The organism is Candidatus Pelagibacter sp. RS39, assembly GCF_002101315.1.
Taxonomy (GTDB): Bacteria; Pseudomonadota; Alphaproteobacteria; order Pelagibacterales; family Pelagibacteraceae; genus Pelagibacter.
Window position 1 is genome coordinate 696,256 of record NZ_CP020777.1, and the last position, 16,690, is coordinate 712,945.

The following is a 16,690-nucleotide window of genomic DNA, read 5'->3' on the forward strand; positions in this document are numbered from 1 at the left end:
TACTATATATTTGTATATTACATTTGTCGCATTTTTAAAATAAAAATAGATATGATTACAGGAAAATATCCTAGTTTGAGACTAAGAAGAAGCCGAAAAAACAGCTGGTCAAGAAGACTTGTTTCAGAAAATAATTTATCACCTAGTGACTTCATACTTCCTATATTCTTGATAGAGGGCAAAAACAAAACTCAACCAATTAAATCTATGCCAGGTGTATATAGATATTCTATTGATAGATTGGGTATAATCTTAGATCGAGCAATTAAAAATGATATACCTATGGTTGCTTTATTTCCATATACATCATCAAAATTAAAAAACGACCTAGGGAGTGAAGCTTTGAATGAAGATAATTTGGTTTGTAGAGCTATAAAATATATTAAAAAAAGATATAAGAATAAAATTGGAATAATGTGTGATGTAGCCCTAGATCCTTACACAATACATGGTCACGACGGAATTCTTAAATCAAACAAAATACTGAATGACGAAACTATAGAGATCCTAATTCAGCAATCTTTACTACAAGCACAAATTGGGTGTGATGTTTTAGCTCCTTCAGATATGATGGATGGTCGAATTGGTAGAATTAGAAAAGCTTTAGAAAAAGAAAATCTCAAAAATACTCAAATTCTCTCATACGCAGTTAAATATGCTTCTAGTTTTTATGGACCCTTTAGAGATGCTGTGGGATCAAGAGTTGCCTTAAAAGGAGATAAAAAAACTTATCAAATGGACTTCAGAAATTACGATGAAGCAATTAGAGAAGTAGCTTTAGATATAAAAGAAGGTGCAGATATGATTATGGTCAAACCTGGTTTGCCTTATCTTGATATTATAAGATCAATAAAAAATAAATTTAAAATTCCAGTTTTTGCCTATCAAGTTTCAGGTGAATATAGCATGCTATCTAATGCTGTAGAAAAAAAAATTATAAATAAGGATGCGATTTTTGAGAATTTAATGAGTTTTAAAAGAGCTGGTGCCAATGCAATAGTAAGCTATTACGCAGATAGATTAAACGAAATTTTACCTTAATTATTTAAATGAATTTATAAATTGAGTTCGGCTTATTGGGTAGTTAAGATTATTTGGTTTTAATATAGTTTTTTCTAGAAAATCACTTACTAATTTTAATCCATTTAAAAGAGTACTCAAATCATCAACTATAATTTTCTTATCAATTAAAAAATTCGGTATTATCTTTTTTTCAGTTTTAGATTTAACTACATATACTATCTTATCATCTAACAACTCTTTTGTTGCCAAATTATTTAATTCTAAATCAAAACCTATAGTTTTAAGTAATTCTAATTCCCAAAAAATATAATCCTTTAACCACTTATCATTTGAAAGTATCAAATAAAATTTTTCAATAAGATCAAATATCTTAATATTAGATTGTAATTCCGCTGTTAATAAACGAATTAAACTCATAACAGAGTTAATGCATGATAGTTTTTGAGGATTTTCAAAATAAATAGGAGAATAAACTTTTTGGATCTCTAATCTAAAATATCCTAATTTATTTTCTGATTTTGAATTATAATTCAAATAAAGTTGATTCCCAATTTGAAGATAATTTTTTATTTTTTTTGATGTACCACCAAAAACAATTCCTGATATTTTTCCATGGTTTTTAGTATAAAATTCTGAGATAAGAGAATTTTCATTATACCTATTTTTAGAAATCAAAAAACCTGTATCGTCCCAATTCATTAAATCAAATTATCATTTAAACATAGTAAGGCAGCATTCTGTTCTGCCTCTTTTTTAGATTTTCCCTCACCATTATAAAATTTTGTGTTTTGTAATTTTACAGCTACTCTGAATATAGGTTTATGTCTGGGCCCGGTATTAGAAATAATTTTATAAGTAGGAAGTTTTTTAAATTTTTTTAAAGAAAATTCTTGAAGTTTTGTTTTTGCATCAATTTGAGTAATCACACTTTCTTTAATCTTTTCTTTCCATAAGTCTAATATAATTTTTTCTGTTATATTAAATCCTCTATCAAGATAAATCGCTCCAATCAATGCTTCGCAACTATCCGATATTACTTTATCTTCAATTGTAACTGATCTATTTTTTGGATTAAAAATTAAAATATAATTTTGTAAATTAATACTTTTAGCAATTTCCAAACATGTTTTTTTATTTACCAATGAAGCATATTTTTTATCTAAAATTCCTTCCTTTTCTTCTGGATAGATCTCTAAAAGTTTTTTTGCAATAACTAAACCCAAAACCCTGTCTCCTAAAAATTCTATTTTTTCATTATTATTCATTTTATTAAAACTTTTATGAGTAAGACTTTGAATAAGTAAATTTTTATTTTTAAATTTGTAATCTATTTTTTTTTCAAGTTTAGAGTAATCAATTTTCATCAAATAATTTTCTTAAAAAATCTGTCAAATCGAATAGATTTGTTCCATTTCCAAAAAGCAAAAATACTACCAACTGATCTATCAGATGAAAAAAAAATAAATCTTGCTTTACCAACTAGATTATCTTCATGAACATAACCCACACTAGTTAAATACCTGCTATCTTTTGAACAATCTCTATTATCACCTAAAAAAAAGTAGTGATTATCTGGAACAATAAAAACATCTGAATTCTTAAAAGTAAAATTTTTGAGATAGACAGTTTTATATATTTTTCCATCAGGCAATTTTTCCTCAAATGTAAAAACATTAATAATCTTGTCCCCGCAATAAATTGAATCTTTTTCTGAAATTTTAGATTTTAAGATTTCACTATTATTTAAAAATAAATTTGAGTCTATAAACTGAATTCTATCTCCTGGTAAACCAATAAGCCTTTTAATATAATCAGTTCTATTATCTGCTGGTGTTTTGAAAACTATTACGTCACCCCTACTTGGCTTGCTTGAAAAAATTCTATTCTCAAAAATAGGAGGACTAAATGGGAAAGAGTGTTTGCTGTACCCATATGAATATTTTGTAACAAAGAGTCGGTCTCCAACTAACAAACCAGGTTCCATGGATGAAGATGGAATGTAAAATGGTTGAATAATTAAGGACCTAATTATTATAGCTATTATCAAAGCATAAAAAAGTGTCTTAAAGTTTTCTATAAAAAATTTTTTATTAAACATTTTTTGCCTGAATTATGGTAAATGCAATTGAATATTCTTTTTCATCAGATATTGAAAGAAATATATCAAAATTTTTCACTTTTAATGTTTTCACTATAATCTTTTTAGTTTTGTTATTTAGTCTAAAATATGGTTTACCTAAATTGTCATTTAAGATTTCAACATCTTTAAAATTTAAACCTTTTCTGAAACCAGTGCCAAGCGCTTTAGAGAATGATTCTTTTGCTGCAAATTTTTTTGAAAAATAGATAGATTTATCTTTTACCGACTTAGAGTTTTTTATTTCAAGCAAAGTGAATAATCTTGAGATAAAACTTTTATTTTTAATAGATTTTTTTAGTCTTTTATTTTCAACAATATCTACACCGATACCTAAAATTTTCATTCTAATTTTTGATAATTCTTTTAAACTTTTTTATGACAAATGGTAAACCATAAAAAATAGACTCACCAATAATAAAATGCCCAATATTAAATTCTACTATTTCATTTATCTTGGTTAGTATTTTGGTGGATTTGAAATCCAGGCCGTGTCCAGCATGTACCTCCACCCCAATTTTTGATGCTAATATTGCACATTTCTTAATCTTTAAATATTCCTTAATGAATGATTTCTTTGATTTTATCAGATTAGAGAAATGTCCTGTATGTATTTCAATACAATCTGCACCTATTTCTTTAGATAAATAAATATCTTTTATATTTGGGTTTACAAATAAACTTGTTCTAATCTTTTTTTTCTTAAATTGTGATATTATCTTTTTAATTTTATTTTTATTCTTCTTTAAATCTAAACCACCTTCAGTAGTTATTTCATTTCTATTTTCAGGTACAATACAAATAAATTTTGGTTTTATTCTCAAAGCATTCTTAACAATATTCCTATTTGTTGAAATTTCTAAATTTACTAATAATTTTTTTATTGAACAAATTTTTTTTGCATCCAAATCTCTTATGTGTCTCCTGTCTTCTCGAAGGTGTATAGTGATTGAGTCGGCACCTTTTTTTTTAACAAATAAAGCAGCTTTATATGGGTCAGGATGAATTTCACCTCTAGCATTTCGAACTGTCGCAACATGATCAATATTTACACCTAATCGTTTCACTTAATAAATCTACTTCCTGGCCTTGAAATGGGAATTGAGTCTAATTCTTTTGGTATTTTGTTTGATTTATAAGTTGGTACTTCAATTTTAAGATGTGAAATTATTTTTTTTTTTATTTTCAATGTTTTCTTTGATGACCTGTCTATGATTGTGGCAAAACCCACTAATATTGCATTAGATTTTTTTATTAGTTTTACGCATTCCATACTAGATTTTCCTGTTGTTATTACATCTTCAATAATAATAACTTTAGACCCTTTTTTAATTTTAAAACCTCTTCTTAATGTAAATTTTCCCTTAACTCTCTCACAAAAAATCGTTTCTTTTTTTAAAATTCGACCAATTTCATAACCAATCACAATACCACCAATGGCTGGAGCTAAAATAAGATCAAATTTTTTAAAATTTTTTCTAATTTTAAAAGCTAATGATTTACATATCTTTTCTGCTTTTGAAGGATAGCTTAAAAGTTTGGCACATTGAATATATTTCGAAGAATGTAATCCAGAGGATAAAATGAAGTGTCCTTCTAATAGAGCATTAGTCTTTCTTAAAATATCTAAGGATTTTTTGTGTGAAAGCATTTCTTTTATCTTCGTGTCTAATTATCTTAAATTTTATACCTTTTTGTTTAAGCTCTGCAATAAAATTAGTAAAATTTTTCAAATCTCTTATTATCAGTTGAAATTTGAAATTAATATAATCAGGTTTTTTTCCAGCCATTACTAAATTAGAGATATTTAATTTGTGTTCACCGATTAATGAACTCACATTTCCTAATTGGCCAGGTTTATCAGGTAATGAAATCCATAAAGTAGTATTATATTTTTTTATTTTCTCCTGCTTCTGTTCACCTCTGTCGTGCCAGTATCTTCTGATAGCAGCTCTTGCTTTTCCAGTTTTAGTTGTTGGAATCCAGTGTAAAGATGGTGACTGTTTTTTTGACGTAATTATTTTTATTCTATCACCATTTCTTAAAATTGACTGAAGTTCGCTTTTATTTCCATTAATTTCACATCCAATGGCTGTATCACCAATTTTCGTATGAACGGCATAAGCAAAATCAATTGCAGTGGCATCTTTAGGTAATTTAATTACAGAACCTTTGGGAGTAAAACAAAATACATTTTCCTGAAACATTTGAAGTTTTGTATATTCATAAGAATGTTCAGGATTCTCGTTCTTTTCTATAATTTCAACTAAATCTTTTAACCAATCATACTCTTTCCAAGTAAGTGAATTAAATTTCTCTGATGACTTGTATTGCCAATGAGATGCTATGCCTCTTTCAGCGAAATCGTGCATTTCCTTAGTTCTTATTTGAATTTCTATTGGTTTTCTATTAGATCCAATAACAGCTGTATGAATTGATTTATAACCATTTATTTTTGCTGAAGATATATAATCTTTAAATTTCCCAGGTATACAATTGTACTCTTTGTGAATTATACCTAATGTTTTATAACAATCATCAACGTTATTTAAAATAATTCTAAACCCAATGATATCTGTGATTTGTTCCAAAGAAACTCTTTTTTTTTGAACTTTCCGCCAAATTGAAAAAGGTGTTTTTTCTCTTCCATATATCTTAGAAGAAATTTTATTTAGCTTTAGTAATTTACTTATTTCAGATGATAAAGACTCAAAAATATCTTTTTTATCTAATTTAATTTCATCAAGTCTTTTTTGAATTAATAATCTTGCATCGTTATTTAAAATTTCAAAAGAAAGATCTTCTAGTTCATCCCTAATTCTATGCATACCCATCCTGTCTGCTAATGGGGCATAAATTTCCATAGTTTCTTGAGAAATTCTTTTTCTTTTTTCTTCTTTTGAAATCGCTTTTATAGTTCTCATGTTATGTAAACGATCAGCTATTTTAACTAATAAAACTCTTATGTCTTTTGAGGTTGCTAAAATTAATTTTCTAAAATTTTCTGCTTTAGAATTAGATGATGCATTATTTTCAAGAGCAGATATTTTTGTGACTCCATCAACTAAATCTGCAACTTCATCTCCAAACTCACCTTTAATAGTCTCGTAAGTTGCATATGTGTCCTCAATAGTGTCATGTAATAAACCAGTAGTAATTGTTGCACTATCTAATTTTAAATCTGTTAATATGTTGGCCACCTCAATTGGATGAACAGAATATGGATCACCTGAGGCTCTTTTTTGATTGCTATGTGCCTTTACGGCAAAATCATAAGCCTTATTTAATCTATCTGGATTTAAAAACTTATTATATCCTTTTACTTTATTTATTAAATCATCTGAATTAAGCATACTCTTTATTATATCATTAATTCAGATTTGTTTAATAGATCTTATGTCTCTATTTGGTAATGATATTATAAGCTTTTTAATATGATCTTTAGAAATCGGGTGTTTCCAATTTTTATTTAATTCAAATAATGGAAAAAGGACAAAATTTCTACTATGCATTCTTGGATGAGGTAAATTGATTTTTTGAGTGATTTTTTTTCTTTTATAATCAATTATGTCTATATCACATTCACGAGGGGCATTTTTATACCTTTTTTTGCGACCAAGACTTATTTCAATATCCTTGGATACTTTAAGCAATTCTAGAGGTTTTAGATCAGAAATAACTTCCAAGACTATATTTAAATATTTAGGTTTACTTTCATCTGGCCATGATAAACTCTCGTAAAAATTAGATGATTTTATAAGTCTAATATTTCTTAATGATAATTCATATTTAGCTTGTTCAATTTTATTTCTTCTGTTTCCTAAATTTGAACCTATACCTAGATAAATACGATTAGCTTGATTTTCTAAAATATCTTGATTTATCACGGTTCCAATCCCTATCTTTTTTACTTGCTCTTTTATCATGTAGTTTTTTTCCTTTCGCTACAGCAAGTTCAATTTTTGCTTTTCCTTTTTTAAAATACATCTTAGTAGGAACAATAGTAAGACCATCTTTTTCTATTTTTCCTATTAACTTATTAATTTCACGTTTATTTAAAAGTAATTTTCTTTCATCTGTAGGATTATGGTTAGAATAACTGGCTTGTTTATAAGATGCTATATGAGAATTAATTAAAATCAACTCACCATCTTTTTCAACAGCATATGAATCTGCAATATTTACTTTTCCTTCTCTTATTGATTTAATCTCAGAACCTTTAAGGACAATCCCAGCTTCTAATAAATCTTCAAAAAAATAATTAAAACTAGCCTTTCTATTCAAACATATTATTTTTAAACCAGAATTGGTTTTTTTGTTCATTAAATTAATTTAGCTGTATGAAGAGCTTTTTTAACAATTTCTTTAGTAGGATCTGTTACTTTTACCAGTGGTAATCTAACATTGTCATCACATAAATTTAATAATTTTGCAGCATACTTAACTGGACTTGGATTACTTTCAACAAACATCGCATGATGAACAGGCTGTAATATTTCATTTAATCTCTCAGCCTCTTTAATTTCATTATCATTACTTGACTTTGAAAATCTTTGAAAGTCTGAACAAAGTTTTGGAGCAATGTTAGCTGTTACACTTATAGCACCTACTCCACCTTTTTTATTAAACTCTAGCGCATTATCATCATTGCCTGTTAATTGAATAAAGTCTTTGCCTAATTTTTTTAATGTTTTATCTACTCTAGTTAAATCCCCTGTTGCATCCTTGACACCAATAATATTTTTTAATTCAAATAATCTTGCCATTGTTTCAACTGACATGTCGATTACTGATCTTCCAGGAATGTTGTAAATGATAATTGGAATTCCACATTTATCATTTATAGCTTTATAATGTTGATAAAGTCCCTCTTGGGTAGGTTTGTTATAATATGGTGTGACGATTAAAGCTCCATCTGCTCCCATTTTTTCAGCATGAGTTGTTAATGAAATTGCTTCCTCAGTAGAGTTTGAACCAGTGCCAGCAAATACAGGCAATTTTCCGTTACTTTCCTTGACACATAAATCAATTACTCTTTCATGCTCATCATGGCTTAAAGTTGGGGACTCACCGGTTGTTCCAGCGGGTACCAAACCATTTGTCCCATTTTCAATATGAAAATGGATTAACTTAATGTAAGTTTCATCATCAAGTTTATCATTTTTAAATGGAGTGACTAAAGCAACATTTGATCCTTTGAACATAAATACTTATAACATAGTTTGTAGATTCATATACTAAAAGATTATGCTAAAAAAATTAATATTTTTTATCAATTTATTTTTCTTCTCTAGTATTACCATTTTATCATTTGCGGAAATAATACCCCTAAAAAAACCAATCCAGACTAAAGAGCAAAAAGATCAAAAATTATTGATTGATGTAATGAAACCTCTGCCAAAACCAATTCTTAAAAAAATAGTAGAGGAAATTGAAAAAAAACCTGAAAAGGAAATTAAATTAAAAGCTGAAAAAGATTTAGGTATTATTTTACCTAAAAAGAAACCTTTAATCGCTGGAGCAAAAAAAACTGATACAGCAAAGAAATCCAAATATTATAATAAAAAAGATTTTGAAATTGCGAAAAAGGCTATTTCAGAAATGAAACAAGCAAAATGGCCTACAGCATTGAAAACTGCAAAAAGAGCTAAAGATAAATCAATTTATAATTTCATACAATGGAGACACCTGCTCACCAAAGGAAATAAAGCCTCATATTATGATTACAAAACTTTTATTGACTCTAATGAAGATTATCCACGATTAGGAAGAATAAAATATTTAGCAGAACATAAGCTTTCTACAGACACTATCTCACCTAAAAAAATTATTGATTGGTTTGGTGCCGATGAACCTTTAAGTGGTTTTGGGAAAATGATACTTGGAGAAAGTATAATTCTCAACGGCAACACACAAAAAGGTATATCTTATATTAAAGAGGGCTGGATTACAGCAGAACTGAGTAAATCTGAATTAAGATTTTATAGAAAAAAATTTAAAAAGTATCTCAATGCTGATGATTATATTAAAAGAGCGGATTACTTAGCTTGGAATAATAAATACTGGGATTTAAAAAGATTATTAAGATATTTACCTAAAGATTATGAATTACTTTATACGGCTAGACAATTGTTAATGAGTAAATCTTATGGTGTAGATAATGCTATTTCGAAAGTCCCAGAAAAATTTAAAAATGATGCAGGTTTAAATTACGACAGATTAAAATGGAGAAGAAAAAGAGGAAGAGTAGATAGTTCTGTTGAAATTTTAGTAAAAATTAAAAATACTAAAGATTATTTGGTCAGACCAGATAAATGGTGGTTTGAAAGAGAAATTATTTCAAGATCATTGATTTATAAAAAAAAATTTGCATTAGCCTATAAAATTGCAAGTAATCATGCTCTGACTGATGGCCCCGAGTATGCGGCTGCGGAATGGATGAGCGGATGGATAGCATTAAGTTTCTTAGATGATCCTTTGTTAGCTAAGGATCATTTTGAAAATTTTTATAATAATGTTGGTTACCCGATAAGTACTTCTAGAGGAGCCTATTGGTTAGCTAAAACTTATCAGAAGCTTGGTAAAAATGAATTAGCTAATGAATGGTTTGGTAAAGCATCTAATTTTCTAACTACATATTATGGTCAATTGGCATTTATGGAGTTAAATCCCAATCAACCTTTTGAACTATCTAAAGATATTGAAGTTTCAAAAGAGTATAGAGACTACTTTTTTAAAAAAGAATTAGTCAAAACAGTTTATCTTCTTGATGAGCTGAACGAAGATAAATATACAAAACATATTTTAAGACATTTAGCTAATGATGATATAAATAATGGTAGTGAAGTTTTAGCAGCAGAATTAGCAACAAGCATTGATAGATTTGATTTTGCTATTCAAATAGCAAAAATTGCATCATATGAAAAAAGATTTCATAACAAATATAATTATCCAATTATAAGTACTCCAAATTATATAAATGGAAGAAAAATTCCTGATACTGCATTTATACTGTCAATAATAAGACAAGAAAGTGAATTTGATTTAAGTGCTAACAGTCACGCAGGAGCAAAAGGATTAATGCAGCTCATGCCTTACACGGCAAAAGTAGTTGCTAAACAAGCAAAACTTCCTTATTCAAAATCTAGATTAACAAGAGATGCAGAATATAATATCAATTTAGGTTCTCACTATATAGCTGGACTAATTTTAGAATATGATGGTGCTTATCCGTTTGCAATAGCGGCTTATAATGCTGGACCTAAAAGAGTCAGATATTGGAAAAAAATAAATAAAAATCCACAAAAGAACCAAATTGATTATGTAAACTGGATTGAATTAATCAAATTTAAAGAAACAAGAAATTATGTTCAAAGAGTACTGGAGAACTACAACGTCTATCGTTATATTTTAGCTCAAAAGCCAGTTACAATGATAAATTTCTTTAAGGATGATCCTTTGTACTAAAAATGGCGGAAGAGGAGGGATTCGAACCCTCGGTACAAGTTTCCTCGCACGGTCATTTAGCAAACGACTGGTTTCAGCCTCTCACCCACTCTTCCAATAAATTTGTCACTTCTGATTGTATTGAATAATCAATATTTATAAAGTAATTATTCAATAATTATGAAAAATAAGTATTCAATATTTTCACTTATTAAAAACGCTTTTTCTTATCATGAAAATTGGGAGAAAGCTTGGAAAGACCCTGAGCCTAAAAAAGAATATGACGCGGTAATAGTTGGTGGTGGAGGACATGGTCTTGCAACTGCTTATTATCTAGCAAAAAAACATAACATGAAGAACATTGCTGTTGTTGAAAAAGGTTGGATAGGAGGAGGAAATACTGGTCGAAATACTACAATAATTAGGTCTAATTATTTATGGGATGCAAGTGCAGGTCTATATGACCATGCTCTTAAAATTTGGGAAGGTTTATCTCAAGAATTAAATTATAATGTCATGTTTAGTCAAAGAGGAGTTATGAATCTTGCACATAATTTGCAAGATGTAAGAGATTTAAAAAGAAGAACTCACGCAAATAGATTGAATGGTATTGATGCAGTTTATTTAAATACCGAAGAAGTTAAAAGATTTTGTCCAATTATAAATACCTCACAGGATATTCGTTATCCAGTTTTAGGCGGAACCCTTCAAAGAAGAGCCGGTACAGCTAGGCATGATGCTGTTGCTTGGGGATATGCAAGAGGTGCTGATGAAATGGGTGTTGATATAATTCAAAATTGTGAAGTAAAAGGAATAAAAAGAAATAGTGATACGGTTGAAGGAATTGAAACAACTAAAGGATTTATCAAAACAAAAAAAATTGGAGTTGTAGCTGCTGGTCATTCTAGTGTTATAGCCAATATGGCTGGATTAAAATTACCTTTGGAGAGTAAACCACTTCAAGCTTTAGTGTCTGAACCAGTAAAACCGATAATAGATACAGTTGTAATGTCTAACGCTGTTCATGCGTATGTTAGCCAATCTGATAAGGGAGAATTGGTTATTGGAGCAGGAACTGATGATTATGTATCTTACTCTCAAAAAGGAAGTCATGATATTGTGGAAGGAACTTTAAATGCAATTTTAGAACTATATCCAATATTTAGCAGAATGAGAATGCTTCGTCAGTGGGGTGGAATAGTTGACATATGTCCTGATGCAAGTCCGATCATAAGTAAAACATCAATTAAAGGTTTGTACTTTAATTGTGGTTGGGGAACAGGAGGCTTTAAAGCTACACCCGGTTCAGGGGATTTATTTGCTCACACAATTGCAAATGATGAGCCTCATAAATTAAATGCTGCGTTTAATATAAATAGATTTGTAAGTGGTGATCTAGTTGATGAACATGGTGCAGCCGCTGTTGCACACTAATGTTTTTAATTAATTGTCCTTTTTGTGGTGAGAGAGAACAAAGCGAATTTAAAGCTGGTGGTGAAGCACATATTGTAAGGCCAAAGCAACCTACAGAACTAAGTGATGATGAATGGGCAGAATATTTGTTCATGAGAAAAAATATAAAAGGAATTCAGTTTGAAAGATGGAATCATGTTCATGGTTGTAGAAAATGGTTCAATATGGTTAGGGATACGTCAAACGACCAAATAAAAGCTGTATACAAAATGGGTGAAAAACCACCGGTAAAATAAAATGCCAAATAATTTAAGATTTAAAACAAGTAAATTTATTGATGAAACTTATAGGGTTTCTTTTAAATTTAATAATAAAATATATTTTGGTTTTAAAGGTGATACTCTAGCATCAGCTTTATTGGCTAATGGCATTCATCTTGTAGGACGAAGTTTTAAATATCATAGACCCCGTGGAATTATGACGTCTGGTTCTGAAGAACCTAATGCAATAATTCAATTACATGATAATTCCTCAAGAACTGAACCTAATGTAAGAGCTACAGAAGTAGAAATATATGAAGGTTTAGTTGCATCTAGTCAAAATTGTTGGCCTAGCGTTAATTTTGATATTGGAGGAATTAATAATCTATTATCCCCTATCTTACCTGCAGGTTTTTATTATAAAACTTTTATGTGGCCTGCAAGTTTCTGGGAAAAGTATGAATACTTTATTAGAAAATCTGCGGGTTTAGGTAAATCACCTAAAGTAGCTGATCCAGACATATATGAACATAAATATATTCATTGTGATGTTTTAGTAATCGGAGCAGGTATATCAGGAATAATGGCAGCTAAAATGGCAGCTAAAAATGGTTTTAAGACTCTTTTAGTTGATGAAAAATCTTATTTGGGGGGATCCTCTATTTATGATAACTCAGAATTTTCAAAGATTAATAATCAAATAACAAGTTCATGGTTAGAAAAAGAAATCAACGAAATATCTAAATTAGAAAATTTAGAAATAAAAACAAGAACTAGCGTTGCAGCATTCCATGGATACAACTTTCTATTGGCTCGTGAAAATCTCACTGATCATTTACCGATTAATCAAAGAGAAAATAAAGTAAGACAAAGATTATTAAAAATTAGAGCTAAAAAAGTAATTACAGCAACTGGCTCAATAGAAAGACCTTTAATATTTGATAATAATGATCGTCCAGGGATACTGTTATCTTCAGCAATTAAAAGATATATTGATTTATACGGTGTGGCATGTGGTGAAAATAATATTCTTTTTACCAATAACGATACGGCATATGAAACAGCCATGAGTTTAATTCAAAGAGGAATTAAAATTAATGCAATAATTGATAATAGAGAACAAATTGACTCTAAAATTTCATACGAAGTTGAGAAAAATAATATTGAAATTTATAAAGGTTATACTGTCGTTGATACTTATGGATATAGAAGAATTAATAAAATATCCATCATGAAACTTTCAAAAGATGGTCAAACAGTTATTGGTGACAAAACAAAGTTGAATTGTGATTGTTTAGGTGTATCTGGTGGTTGGACCCCAGCAGTACACTTGTTTACACAATCAGGAGGTAAATTAAAATTTAGAGAAGAAGACCAAGTATTTATACCTAATGTTTATCCTTCAGATCAAATAAGTATTGGATCTTGTAATGGAGACTTTGGTTTAGAGGAAATAATAAAGAATACCTTATCTTCTATTAAAAAGTTTCTTGATATTGATAATTCTGAATACAAAACTGTTGAAACTATCTCAGGTTTAAATCAATCAAAGAGAAATATTTGGTTATTACCATCTGATAAATCCATAGGGAAAACTAAGTCTTTTGTTGATTATCAAAATGATGCAACTGCAAAAGATATTAAATTAGCTCTAAGAGAAGGGTTTAGATCTATAGAACATGTAAAAAGATACACTACTACTGGTATGGGAACTGATCAGGGCAAACTTGGTAATATGCATGCTCTTGGAATTATCTCAGAAACAGCGGGAACTAAAATGGGTGAACATGGAACTACAACTTTTAGACCTCCTTACACACCTCTAACCTTTGGAACTATTGTTGGAAGAAATGTGGGAGAATTTTTTGATATATTCAGACGTACTCCCATACATGATTGGCATGTTGCAAACAACGCTGAGTTTGAAAACGTTGGTCAATGGAAAAGAGCTTGGTATTATCCTAAGGATAATGAAAATATGCATCAGGCAGTACAAAGAGAAAGTAAAGCTGCTAGAGACTCGGCGGGTATTTTAGATGCATCTACATTAGGAAAGATTGATATTCAAGGAACTGATGCCTCAGAATTTTTAAATCGTGTTTATACTAACGCTTGGTCAAAACTAGCTGTAGGTAAATGTCGTTATGGTTTAATGCTAAATGAAGATGGAATGGTTTATGATGACGGCGTTACAACTAGATTGGGTGAAAATCATTATATCATGACGACCACAACTGGAGGTGCGGCTAACGTATTGGGAAAACTTGAAGACTATCTTCAAACAGAATGGCCTGAATTAGATGTCTATTTATCATCTGTAACTGATCATTATGCTACAATAAGTGTTTGTGGACCTAATAGTAAAAAAATTGTTTCAAAAGTTATTCCTGATTTAGATCTTTCTGATGAAAAGTTTCCACATATGTCATTTAAAAATGCGAAAATAAATAACATTAAATGTAGAGTAATGAGAATTAGTTTTACTGGAGAACATAGTTATGAAATTAATATTCAAGCAAATTTTGGTAAATCTGTTTGGGAAAAATGTATGGAAGCGGGTAAAGATTTTAATATTACGCCCTATGGAACAGAAACGATGCACTTATTAAGAGCAGAGAAAGGTTTTATAATAGTTGGTCAAGATACTGATGCAACGCTGACACCAATTGATTTACAGATGGATTGGATAGTAAGTAAAAAAAAATATGATTTTATTGGAAAAAGATCATTATATAGATCTGATACTATTAGAGAAGATAGAAAACAATTGGTTGGTTTATTAACAGAAAATCCAGAGGAAGTTTTGGAGGAAGGCGCGCAGATAGTTGCTGATATAAAAAAATCACCAATTGAAATGTTGGGTCATGTTACTTCAAGTTACTATAGCCCAAATTTAAAAAAATCAATCGCATTAGGTGTTGTAAAAGGCGGAAAAAAAATGTTAGGGCAAAAATTAATCATACCTATGGAAAACAAAAATATCAATGTGACTGTAGCTGATCCAGTTTTTTTAGATAAAGAGGGTGAAAGATTAAATGCTAAATTATAACCATACTATCAAAGAAGAAAAATCATATCAAGGTCTACAAATGAATGAGGTTAAGCCTGTCATGAAGTTGATAGTAAGAGGTAAAAAAAGAGAATTTTTATCAGCAATTGGTAAATCTTTAAATATGGTTCTACCTACAAAAGCAAATACTTCTACTCAAAGTGAAAAATTGACTGCTTTATGGTTAAGTCCTGATGAATGGATGATTTTTTCAAATAGTGTTGTTAAAGAAAATACAAACACATATGACATCGAAACACTTTTAAATAAAAACATATCTAAATTAAATTTAGGAGCTGTTGTTGACGTCACAGATCAATTTGTGAGGATTAATCTTAAAGGAGATAAAATTTATGATTTATTTCGAACAGGGTCTCCTTTTAATTTTAATGATTTTAAGGACAAAATTGGCTCGGTAACCCAAACAATTCTCGCAAAAATAGATGTGATTATTCATAATCAAAATAAAAATGAGGTTAATTTGTTTGTAAGGCGCTCATTTTCTGAACATTTGTTCTCATGGATGAATGATAGTGCGTCAAGATTATAGTCACATTTAGATCTCAAATAAGTTAAATAAAAAATATGAAAAAATTATTCTTAGTAGCATTATTTGCTCTTTTACCCTTTTCTCTTAACGCAGAATCTAATTTAGATAAAATTTTATCTTCTGGAGTACTTAAAGTGGGTACTACCGGAGATTGGGATCCTATGACAGTGAAAGATCCAGCAACCAATAAATATAAAGGTTTTGACATTGATGTCATGAACCAGCTAGCAAAAGACATGGGTGTAAAAATTGAGTTTGTGCCTGCAGAATGGAAAACTATTGTTTCAGGAATAACATCTGCACGATATGATATTTCAACTAGTGTTACGAAAACGCCAAAGAGAGCAGAAGTAGCTGGTTTTACCGATACCTATTACAAATATGCTACTGTGCCACTTGTTCTCAAAAAGAATTTAAAAAAATTTCCAACTTGGGACTCACTTAATAATTCAAATGTTACAATTGCAACTACTCTTGGTACTTCTCAAGAGGAAAAGGCAAAAGAATTTTTCCCAAAATCAAAACTAAACTCAGTAGAAGCACCAGCTAGAGACTTCCAAGAAGTCTTGGCAGGTAGAGCTGATGGTAATATTACAAGTTCAACAGAGGCAAATAAATTGGTAATTAAATATCCTCAGTTAGCAATCGTTCCAGATGGTGGAAAAAATCCAGCATTTTTAGCAATGATGGTACCAAAAGGTGATACTAAGTGGAATGATTATGTCAATAAATGGATTAAAGACAAAAAATCTTCAGGCTTCTTCACCAAGTTATTAGCTAAATATAATCTAAAGAGCTTATAAAAAATTAGT

17 protein-coding genes and 1 tRNA gene are annotated in these 16,690 nt (G+C 29.4%); 7 read left to right on the forward strand and 11 right to left on the reverse strand.

Annotated features, from left to right (window positions below):
• Positions 1 to 51: 51 nt before the first annotated feature.
• On the forward strand, positions 52 to 1,041 hold the full coding sequence (hemB, locus tag B5L73_RS03740; RefSeq protein WP_085147978.1) for a porphobilinogen synthase: 990 nt from the start codon (positions 52 to 54) through the stop codon (positions 1,039 to 1,041).
• Here hemB and recO read toward each other — a convergent pair whose 3' ends face one another.
• The 10 genes from recO to dapA are packed head-to-tail and all read right to left on the reverse strand — an operon-like array spanning position 1,042 to position 8,364.
• On the reverse strand, positions 1,042 to 1,722 hold the full coding sequence (gene recO / locus B5L73_RS03745) for a DNA repair protein RecO (RefSeq protein WP_085147981.1): 681 nt from the start codon (positions 1,720 to 1,722) through the stop codon (positions 1,042 to 1,044).
• Positions 1,722 to 2,387 carry a ribonuclease III gene (gene rnc / locus B5L73_RS03750; RefSeq protein ID WP_085147984.1) on the reverse strand — a complete coding sequence of 222 codons (666 nt, stop codon included), beginning with the start codon at positions 2,385 to 2,387 and terminating at the stop codon, positions 1,722 to 1,724. The genes recO and rnc overlap by 1 nt, the downstream gene beginning before the upstream one ends.
• Positions 2,387 to 3,121 (reverse strand): signal peptidase I, encoded by a 735-nt coding sequence (lepB, locus tag B5L73_RS03755; RefSeq protein WP_085147987.1) that lies wholly within the window; start codon positions 3,119 to 3,121, stop codon positions 2,387 to 2,389. Before lepB ends, rnc begins: the two co-directional genes overlap by 1 nt.
• Positions 3,114 to 3,506 (reverse strand): holo-ACP synthase, encoded by a 393-nt coding sequence (gene acpS, locus B5L73_RS03760; protein ID WP_085147990.1) that lies wholly within the window; start codon positions 3,504 to 3,506, stop codon positions 3,114 to 3,116. Before acpS ends, lepB begins: the two co-directional genes overlap by 8 nt.
• A gap of 1 nt (position 3,507) precedes the next feature.
• Positions 3,508 to 4,227: a pyridoxine 5'-phosphate synthase gene (locus B5L73_RS03765; protein WP_085147992.1), complete on the reverse strand. Its 720-nt coding sequence runs from the start codon at positions 4,225 to 4,227 to the stop codon at positions 3,508 to 3,510.
• Positions 4,224 to 4,811, reverse strand: a complete 588-nt coding sequence (pyrE, locus tag B5L73_RS03770) for an orotate phosphoribosyltransferase (protein ID WP_085147995.1) — start codon at positions 4,809 to 4,811, stop codon at positions 4,224 to 4,226. Before pyrE ends, B5L73_RS03765 begins: the two co-directional genes overlap by 4 nt.
• Positions 4,768 to 6,513 carry a bifunctional (p)ppGpp synthetase/guanosine-3',5'-bis(diphosphate) 3'-pyrophosphohydrolase gene (locus B5L73_RS03775; RefSeq protein ID WP_085147997.1) on the reverse strand — a complete coding sequence of 582 codons (1,746 nt, stop codon included), beginning with the start codon at positions 6,511 to 6,513 and terminating at the stop codon, positions 4,768 to 4,770. The genes pyrE and B5L73_RS03775 overlap by 44 nt, the downstream gene beginning before the upstream one ends.
• A 21-nt stretch (positions 6,514 to 6,534) precedes the next feature.
• A complete protein-coding gene (gene folK, locus B5L73_RS03780) occupies positions 6,535 to 7,086 on the reverse strand; it encodes a 2-amino-4-hydroxy-6-hydroxymethyldihydropteridine diphosphokinase (protein WP_085148000.1) in 552 nt (183 codons plus the stop codon).
• Positions 7,013 to 7,483 carry an SsrA-binding protein SmpB gene (gene smpB / locus B5L73_RS03785; RefSeq protein WP_085148002.1) on the reverse strand — a complete coding sequence of 157 codons (471 nt, stop codon included), beginning with the start codon at positions 7,481 to 7,483 and terminating at the stop codon, positions 7,013 to 7,015. Before smpB ends, folK begins: the two co-directional genes overlap by 74 nt.
• Positions 7,483 to 8,364, reverse strand: a complete 882-nt coding sequence (gene dapA / locus B5L73_RS03790; RefSeq protein WP_085148005.1) for a 4-hydroxy-tetrahydrodipicolinate synthase — start codon at positions 8,362 to 8,364, stop codon at positions 7,483 to 7,485. The genes smpB and dapA overlap by 1 nt, the downstream gene beginning before the upstream one ends.
• A 43-nt stretch (positions 8,365 to 8,407) precedes the next feature.
• Between dapA and B5L73_RS03795 the strand changes: the two genes are divergently transcribed.
• Positions 8,408 to 10,627 carry a lytic transglycosylase domain-containing protein gene (locus tag B5L73_RS03795; protein WP_085148008.1) on the forward strand — a complete coding sequence of 740 codons (2,220 nt, stop codon included), beginning with the start codon at positions 8,408 to 8,410 and terminating at the stop codon, positions 10,625 to 10,627.
• A 3-nt stretch (positions 10,628 to 10,630) separates the two neighbouring features.
• On the opposite strand, the gene B5L73_RS03800 is transcribed toward B5L73_RS03795, so the two are convergent.
• Positions 10,631 to 10,722, reverse strand: a tRNA-Ser gene (locus tag B5L73_RS03800).
• A 64-nt stretch (positions 10,723 to 10,786) separates the two neighbouring features.
• On the opposite strand from B5L73_RS03800, the gene B5L73_RS03805 reads away from it, so the two are divergent.
• From B5L73_RS03805 to B5L73_RS03825, 5 genes are read left to right on the forward strand one after another with little or no spacing between them, the layout of a single operon-like run.
• Complete coding sequence (locus B5L73_RS03805) at positions 10,787 to 12,040, forward strand: sarcosine oxidase subunit beta family protein (protein ID WP_085148011.1); 1,254 nt, start codon at positions 10,787 to 10,789, stop codon at positions 12,038 to 12,040.
• Positions 12,040 to 12,315 (forward strand): sarcosine oxidase subunit delta, encoded by a 276-nt coding sequence (locus B5L73_RS03810; RefSeq protein WP_085148025.1) that lies wholly within the window; start codon positions 12,040 to 12,042, stop codon positions 12,313 to 12,315. The genes B5L73_RS03805 and B5L73_RS03810 overlap by 1 nt, the downstream gene beginning before the upstream one ends.
• 1 nt (position 12,316) lies before the next feature.
• Entirely contained in the window at positions 12,317 to 15,328 is a 3,012-nt protein-coding gene (locus tag B5L73_RS03815) for a sarcosine oxidase subunit alpha family protein (protein ID WP_085148028.1), read from the forward strand.
• Entirely contained in the window at positions 15,315 to 15,878 is a 564-nt protein-coding gene (locus B5L73_RS03820; RefSeq protein ID WP_085148033.1) for a sarcosine oxidase subunit gamma, read from the forward strand. The genes B5L73_RS03815 and B5L73_RS03820 overlap by 14 nt, the downstream gene beginning before the upstream one ends.
• Before the next feature lie 35 nt (positions 15,879 to 15,913).
• A complete protein-coding gene (locus B5L73_RS03825) occupies positions 15,914 to 16,681 on the forward strand; it encodes a transporter substrate-binding domain-containing protein (protein ID WP_085148036.1) in 768 nt (255 codons plus the stop codon).
• Positions 16,682 to 16,690: the final 9 nt, after the last annotated feature.